Source organism: Pseudomonas sp. FYR_5 (assembly GCF_043106315.1).
Taxonomy (GTDB): Bacteria; Pseudomonadota; Gammaproteobacteria; order Pseudomonadales; family Pseudomonadaceae; genus Aquipseudomonas; species Aquipseudomonas putida_Y.
Genome location: NZ_JBICMK010000048.1, coordinates 21036 through 27035, shown reverse-complemented (window position 1 = coordinate 27035; position 6000 = coordinate 21036). Strand labels below are relative to the sequence as shown.

The window sequence follows — 6000 nt, the reverse complement described above, 5'->3', positions numbered from 1 at the left end:
CAGGCGGCGAATGCCTTTCGGCGAACTCACTTGGCGAATGCCTTTCGGCGAACTCACTTGGTAAATCCCTTTCGGCGAACTCACTTGGCCGTCACAGTCTCAGCCGAACCATCCTGCGACAGGCTATACACGTAAGCCGCCAGCAGGTGCACCTTGTCATTCCCTTGGATCTCGGCCTGCGCCGGCATCTGCCCCTGGCGGCCATAACGAATGGTCTGCTGCAACTGGGCAAAGCTCGAGCCGTAGATGAACGCCTGCGGGTGGGTCAGGTTCGGTGCGCCCATGGCGGGCGTACCTTTGCCTTCCGGGCCGTGGCAGGCCACGCAGTTGGCAGCAAAGATCTTCTGCCCGTTCTCGACATCGGCTTTCGCGCCCTCAGGCAGTGTGCGGCCATCGAGTTTGCTGACCACGAATGCAGCCACATCGGCCACGCCCTGGTCACCAATCACTTCGGCCCAGGCCGGCATCACGCCATGGCGACCACCCATGATGCTGGTCTTGATGGTTTCCGGATCGCCGCCCCAGCGCCAGTCATTGTCGGTGAGGTTGGGGAAGCCAAAAGCGCCCTTGGCGTCGGAGCCGTGGCACACCGAGCAGTTGGAGGCAAACAGGCGGCTGCCCATTTTCAGCGCCTGCGGATCCTTCGCCACTTCTTCTACGGGCATGGCGGCGTATTTGGCGAAGATCGGACCGAACCTGGCATCGGCCTTGTCCATTTCCTTCTGCCATTCGTTGGCACCGGTCCAGCCATTTTCATAGCCCGGCAGGATGCCTTTCCAGTTGCCCAGGCCCGGATAAAGGATCAGGTAGCCGACCGAGAACACCAAGGTGCCAACAAACAGCCAGAACCACCACTTGGGCAGCGGGTTGTCGTACTCCTCGATGCCGTCGAAGCTGTGCCCCATGGTCTCGTCAGTGGTGTTGTTGCTCTGGCCCTTGCGCGTGGCGAGCAGCAGCCAGGTCAGGCCAATCAGGCTACCGATGGTCAGTACGCTGATGTACGTACTCCAGAAGGTGGTCATTGCCCGTTACTCCTTTTTGCAGCAGGTTCCTGCCCGGCAGGGGGCAGGCGGTCGTCGACGAAGGGCAGCAGGCGCGCTTCGGCGAAATCACGGTCGCGGCGGCGGTTGAAGACCCACAGGGTGAGGCCGATGAAGGCAATCATCACCACCAGGGTGCCCAGCCCGCGGATCATGCCGATGTCCATTTCCATCGCACTCACCTCTTGTTCTTGATCGCAGTGCCGAGCACTTGCAGGTAGGCGACCAGTGCATCCATCTCGGTCTTGCCCTTGACTGCTTCACGGGCGCCGGCGATGTCGTCGTCGGTGTACGGCACGCCCAGGGTGCGCAGGGTGCGCATCTTGACGTCGGTGTGGCTGTTGTCGACCTGCTGGGCAACCAGCCACGGGTAGGACGGCATCTTCGACTCCGGCACCACGTTGCGCGGGTTGTACAGGTGCGCACGGTGCCAGTCGTCCGAGTAGCGGCCACCGACCCGGGCCAGGTCCGGCCCGGTGCGCTTGGAGCCCCACAGGAACGGGTGGTCCCACACGCTTTCACCGGCCACCGAGTAGTGGCCGTAACGCTCGGTTTCGGCGCGGAACGGGCGGATCATCTGCGAGTGGCAGCCTACGCAACCTTCGCGGATGTAGACATCGCGGCCTTCCAGTTGCAACGCGGTGTAGGGCTTCATGCCCTCCACCGGTTTGTTGGTGACGTCCTGGAAGAACAGCGGGACGATCTGGGTCAGGCCGCCGATGCTGACGGCAAATACCATCAGCAGGGCCATCAGGCCGACGTTTTTCTCGATGACTTCATGTTTCATCAGGCGTTTCTCCTCAAGCCAACTGGGCGTTCGCAGGGGCGACGTCAAGCGCTGGCGAACGCACGGTGCGCCAGGTGTTCCAGGCCATCAGGAACATGCCGCTGAGGAAGATCGCGCCGCCGACGAAGCGCACGACGAAGCCTGGGTGGCTGGCCACCAGGGTTTCCACGAACGAGTAGGTGAGCGTGCCGTCGCTGTTGACCGCGCGCCACATCAGGCCCTGGGCGATGCCGTTGACCCACATCGAGGCGATGTACAGTACGGTACCGATGGTGGCCAGCCAGAAGTGCGCATTGATCAGGCCGAGGCTGTACATGCGTTCTTTGCCGAACACTTTGGGGATGGTGTGGTACAGCGCGCCGATTGAAATCATCGCTACCCAGCCGAGGGCGCCGGCGTGGACGTGGCCGATGGTCCAGTCGGTGTAGTGGGACAGGGCGTTGACCGTCTTGATGGCCATCATCGGGCCTTCGAAGGTGGACATGCCGTAGAACGCCAGCGACACCACCAGGAAGCGCAGGATCGGGTCGCTGCGCAATTTGTGCCAGGCGCCCGACAGGGTCATCATGCCGTTGATCATGCCGCCCCAGCTAGGTGCCAGCAGGATCAGCGACATCACCATGCCCAGCGACTGCGCCCAGTCGGGCAGGGCGGTGTAGTGCAGGTGGTGCGGGCCGGCCCAGATGTACAGGGTAATCAGTGCCCAGAAGTGCACGATCGACAAGCGATACGAATACACCGGCCGTTCGGCCTGCTTGGGCACGTAGTAGTACATCATCCCCAGGAAGCCTGCGGTCAGGAAGAAGCCCACCGCGTTATGGCCGTACCACCACTGCACCATGGCATCGGTGGCGCCTGCGTAGACCGAATAGGATTTGGTCAGGCTGACCGGCAGCTCCAGGTTGTTGACGATGTGCAGCAGTGCCACGGTCAGGATGAAGGCGCCGAAGAACCAGTTGCCGACGTAGATGTGTTTGGTGTTGCGCTTCATCAGCGTGCCGAAGAACACGATGGCGTAGCCCACCCAGACGATGGTGATCAGAATGTCGATCGGCCATTCCAGTTCGGCGTATTCCTTGGAGCTGGTGTAGCCCAGCGGCAGGCTGATGGCCGCCAGCAGGATAACCAGTTGCCAGCCCCAGAACGTGAACGCGGCCAGGCCCGGTGCGAACAGGGTGGTCTGGCAGGTGCGTTGCACCGAATAATAGGAGGTGGCGAACAGTGCGCAGCCGCCGAACGCGAAGATCACCGCATTGGTATGCAGGGGGCGCAGGCGGCCGAAGCTGGTCCAGGGGAGGTCGAAGTTGAGGGACGGCCAGGCGAGCTGGGCGGCGATGAAGACGCCGAGCCCCATCCCGACGATTCCCCACACCACCGTCATGATGGCGAATTGGCGGACCACCTTGTAGTTATAGGCGGTACTGCTGGTTGTGTTCATGTATGGGTTCCCATCCACGGTTATTTGGCAGGCTTTACAGCGAGGCAAGCATGATTAATGGGCAAAGTGCCGGTATTGACGGGGATCAATGGGCGAAGGTCGCAAATGTCCCAGGCTTGCGCTGCGATCCTCCGCGGGTTGAAGGTAAAGAGGGCTACAAAGGGTGCCTGATCCTGGCCCATGGCGCGGGCGCGCCGATGGACAGCGGGTTCATGGACGAAATGGCGCAAAGGCTTGCGGCTCTTGGGGTAGCGGTAGTGCGCTTCGAGTTCCCGTACATGGCCGAGCGCAGGGTTACCGGTGGCAAGCGGCCGCCGAACCCGCAGAAGGTGTTGCTTGAATGCTGGCGCGAGGTGTACCGGCAAGTGCGACCTTTGGTCGCGGGCAAGCTGGCCTTGGGGGGCAAGTCCATGGGCGGGCGCATGGCGAGCCTGCTGGCCGACGAACTGGGCGCGGATGCGCTGGTGTGCCTGGGCTATCCGTTCTACGCGGTGGGTAAACCCGAGAAGCCACGGGTAGAGCACCTGGCCGAGTTGAAGACACCGACGTTGATCGTGCAGGGCGAGCGGGATGCGCTGGGTAACCGCGAGGCGGTGGCGGGGTATGCGTTGTCGCCGGCGATCGAGGTGAGCTGGCTAGCGGCGGGGGACCATGACCTGAAGCCGTTGAAGGCTTCGGGGTTCAGCCATGAGCAGCACTTGCAGGCGGCGGCTGAACGCGTTGCTGACTTCCTGAAGGATTAGTGCTGGATTCTTCGCGGGTAAACCCGCTCCTACAAGGACCGCACAACATCGAAGCACCTGTAGGAGCGGGTTCACCCGCGAAGAGGCCGGCACAGGCCGACGCTTAGTCGCGGTACTCGCACAGGTAGGCAGTATCCACCGCCACTTTCAGCTGGAACTTGCTGTCGGCGGCAACATTGAACTTGTCGCCTGCCTTGAACGTTTCCCAGTTGTCGCTACCCGGCAGTTTCACGGTCAGCGCGCCCGATACCACATGCATGATCTCGCGCTTGGCAGTGCCGAATTCGTATTCGCCCGGAGCCATGACGCCGACGGTGGCCGGGCCTTCTTCGCCCGAGAATGCGATCGACTTGACGGCGCCGTTGAAGTACTCGTTGACCTGGAACATGGGCGACTCCTGAAAAGAGGTGGTGAAAAAGGGCTCGCCAGTATGCCCAAGCCCACAGGCCTCGTCATCTGCTTTCAGGGGCTGTTGGCGGGCAGGCTCAACGGTAATAGCCGCGCCGTGTTGCGCGCATCTTCCAGGGCCCTGTGCTGTTGCCCGCAAAAGTGCATGCCGGCCAGTTGCAGGGCGCCGTTCAGGCCGGTGGGGCGCTGCAGGTGGCGGGCCTTGGCAAAGCGTTGCTTGAGATTGATGTGCGGCAATGTGCGCAGCAGGCTGTCGAGGCCGTGCTGCTGCCACTCCTGGTGCAGTTGCTGGCGGTCGTAGTCGCCCCAGCTGACCCAGGCCTGAAGCTGCCCGCGGTGGTGCCCCAGCCAGCGCTCGAAGCTTGCCCACACCTCGCGAAACGGCGCGGCGTTGTCCACGTCGGCCTGGCTGATGTGGGTCAGTTCGCGGCAGAACGGGGTCAACTGCGGACGCCGCCGTGGCTTTACAAAACGCTGGAAATGGTTGACCTCGCGGCCTTCGCGGGTAACCAGGCTTGCGCCGATTTCAATGACTTCCATCTCTGTGACTGGCCACCCACCATCGTCGGTGGTGGCTTCCAGGTCGATCACCAACCAATGGCCCATACCAGGCTCCCTTGCAGATCCTGCTAGAGCGTAGCCAATGTCTGGGCATACGGCATCCTATGGCATTTTGCCGCCTGCTTTGGCACAAAGAGCAGGCACCGGTAGTTGTGCCGCCCCCGGAAAACGCCTAGCTTAAGCAGATACCGGCATAAACCGTGATGAGTGTCCGTCTTGACTCCAGCGCCCGGCCTCAAGGCCTTGTCCACCCTGATGCTGCTGGCCGTGTTCTGGTTGGCGGCACCCGTACGGGCGGGTGAAGCGGTCGAAGTGAAGATTGGCGCGGCCCATTTCCCGCCTTACACGGTGCGCCCCGAGCAAGGCGCCGATACCGGTTTGCTGCCGCAGTTGGTCGATGCACTCAACCGGGCGCAGCAGCACTATCACTTCGTTCTGGTGCCTACGTCTATCCAGCGGCGCTTCGGTGACTTCCAGCAGGGCCGCACCGACATGGCAATTTTCGAGAATCCACAATGGGGCTGGGAGCAGATTGCCCATCAGGCCGTGGACATGGGCCTGGAAGATGCCGAAGTGTTCGTCGCCCGCAAGGCAAATGGCAATGATCCACATTACTTCGATGACCTGCGCGGCAAACGCCTGGCATTGTTCAACGGCTACCACTACGCGTTCGCCAGTTTCAACGCTGAGCCGGGCTACCTGCGCAAGACATACAATGCGACCCTGACCTATTCCCACGACAGCAACCTGCTGATGGTGCAGGCCGGCCGCGCCGATATCGCCCTGGTCACGCGCTCCTACCTCAGCGATTTTCTGGCACGCAACCCGGCGAGCAGGGCGCAACTGGTGCCTTCGCAACGCATTGACCAGGTCTATCACCACTACGCCTTGCTGCGTCCGGGGGCGCCGATCGGCGAGCAGTCGTTCGCGGCGCTGCTGCGCGCCCTGCGCGACAGTGGCGAACTGGCGCGCATCTTCGAGCCGTACCGTATCACGGTGGCTGCACCGCAAGACTAAATTCCC

At 62.3% G+C, this 6000-nt stretch carries 8 protein-coding genes; 2 read left to right on the top strand and 6 right to left on the bottom strand.

All coding sequences use genetic code 11. From position 1 onward, the window contains the following. Positions 1-80 precede the first annotated feature (80 nt). The 4 genes from ccoP to ccoN are packed head-to-tail and all read right to left on the bottom strand — an operon-like array spanning position 81 to position 3265. Entirely contained in the window at positions 81-1022 is a 942-nt protein-coding gene (gene ccoP / locus ACF8RA_RS06905) for a cytochrome-c oxidase, cbb3-type subunit III (protein WP_176685182.1), read from the bottom strand. Further along, a complete protein-coding gene (locus ACF8RA_RS06900) occupies positions 1019-1213 on the bottom strand; it encodes a cbb3-type cytochrome c oxidase subunit 3 (RefSeq protein WP_021784453.1) in 195 nt (64 codons plus the stop codon). The genes ccoP and ACF8RA_RS06900 overlap by 4 nt, the downstream gene beginning before the upstream one ends. Before the next feature lie 5 nt (positions 1214-1218). After that, positions 1219-1827 carry a cytochrome-c oxidase, cbb3-type subunit II gene (gene ccoO, locus ACF8RA_RS06895; protein ID WP_003254281.1) on the bottom strand — a complete coding sequence of 203 codons (609 nt, stop codon included), beginning with the start codon at positions 1825-1827 and terminating at the stop codon, positions 1219-1221. A gap of 13 nt (positions 1828-1840) precedes the next feature. Continuing rightward, positions 1841-3265 (bottom strand): cytochrome-c oxidase, cbb3-type subunit I, encoded by a 1425-nt coding sequence (gene ccoN, locus ACF8RA_RS06890; protein WP_003254280.1) that lies wholly within the window; start codon positions 3263-3265, stop codon positions 1841-1843. A 50-nt stretch (positions 3266-3315) separates the two neighbouring features. On the opposite strand from ccoN, the gene ACF8RA_RS06885 reads away from it, so the two are divergent. After that, the gene (locus ACF8RA_RS06885; protein WP_256122384.1) at positions 3316-4008 is read left to right on the top strand and encodes an alpha/beta family hydrolase; all 693 of its coding nucleotides are present in this window, start codon (positions 3316-3318) and stop codon (positions 4006-4008) included. A 103-nt stretch (positions 4009-4111) separates the two neighbouring features. On the opposite strand, the gene ACF8RA_RS06880 is transcribed toward ACF8RA_RS06885, so the two are convergent. Together ACF8RA_RS06880 and ACF8RA_RS06875 are read right to left on the bottom strand one after the other, a co-directional pair. After that, positions 4112-4396 (bottom strand): pyrimidine/purine nucleoside phosphorylase, encoded by a 285-nt coding sequence (locus tag ACF8RA_RS06880; RefSeq protein ID WP_176685183.1) that lies wholly within the window; start codon positions 4394-4396, stop codon positions 4112-4114. 74 nt (positions 4397-4470) lie between these two features. After that, a complete protein-coding gene (locus tag ACF8RA_RS06875) occupies positions 4471-5022 on the bottom strand; it encodes an exonuclease domain-containing protein (RefSeq protein WP_339443580.1) in 552 nt (183 codons plus the stop codon). Positions 5023-5193: 171 nt separating this feature from the next. Between ACF8RA_RS06875 and ACF8RA_RS06870 the strand changes: the two genes are divergently transcribed. Next, complete coding sequence (locus ACF8RA_RS06870; protein ID WP_209967279.1) at positions 5194-5994, top strand: ABC transporter substrate-binding protein; 801 nt, start codon at positions 5194-5196, stop codon at positions 5992-5994. Positions 5995-6000: the final 6 nt, after the last annotated feature.

What these genes read in the sequence shown, in the direction of transcription:
- ccoO (WP_003254281.1), bottom strand. Translation starts at nt 1,827, where the DNA reads ATGAAACATGAAGTCATCGAGAAAAACGTCGGCCTGATGGCCCTGCTG.
- ccoN (WP_003254280.1), bottom strand. Translation starts at nt 3,265, where the DNA reads ATGAACACAACCAGCAGTACCGCCTATAACTACAAGGTGGTCCGCCAA.
- ACF8RA_RS06900 (WP_021784453.1), bottom strand. Translation starts at nt 1,213, where the DNA reads ATGGAAATGGACATCGGCATGATCCGCGGGCTGGGCACCCTGGTGGTG.
- ACF8RA_RS06885 (WP_256122384.1), top strand. Translation starts at nt 3,316, where the DNA reads ATGATTAATGGGCAAAGTGCCGGTATTGACGGGGATCAATGGGCGAAG.
- ACF8RA_RS06880 (WP_176685183.1), bottom strand. Translation starts at nt 4,396, where the DNA reads ATGTTCCAGGTCAACGAGTACTTCAACGGCGCCGTCAAGTCGATCGCA.
- ACF8RA_RS06875 (WP_339443580.1), bottom strand. Translation starts at nt 5,022, where the DNA reads ATGGGCCATTGGTTGGTGATCGACCTGGAAGCCACCACCGACGATGGT.
- ccoP (WP_176685182.1), bottom strand. Translation starts at nt 1,022, where the DNA reads ATGACCACCTTCTGGAGTACGTACATCAGCGTACTGACCATCGGTAGC.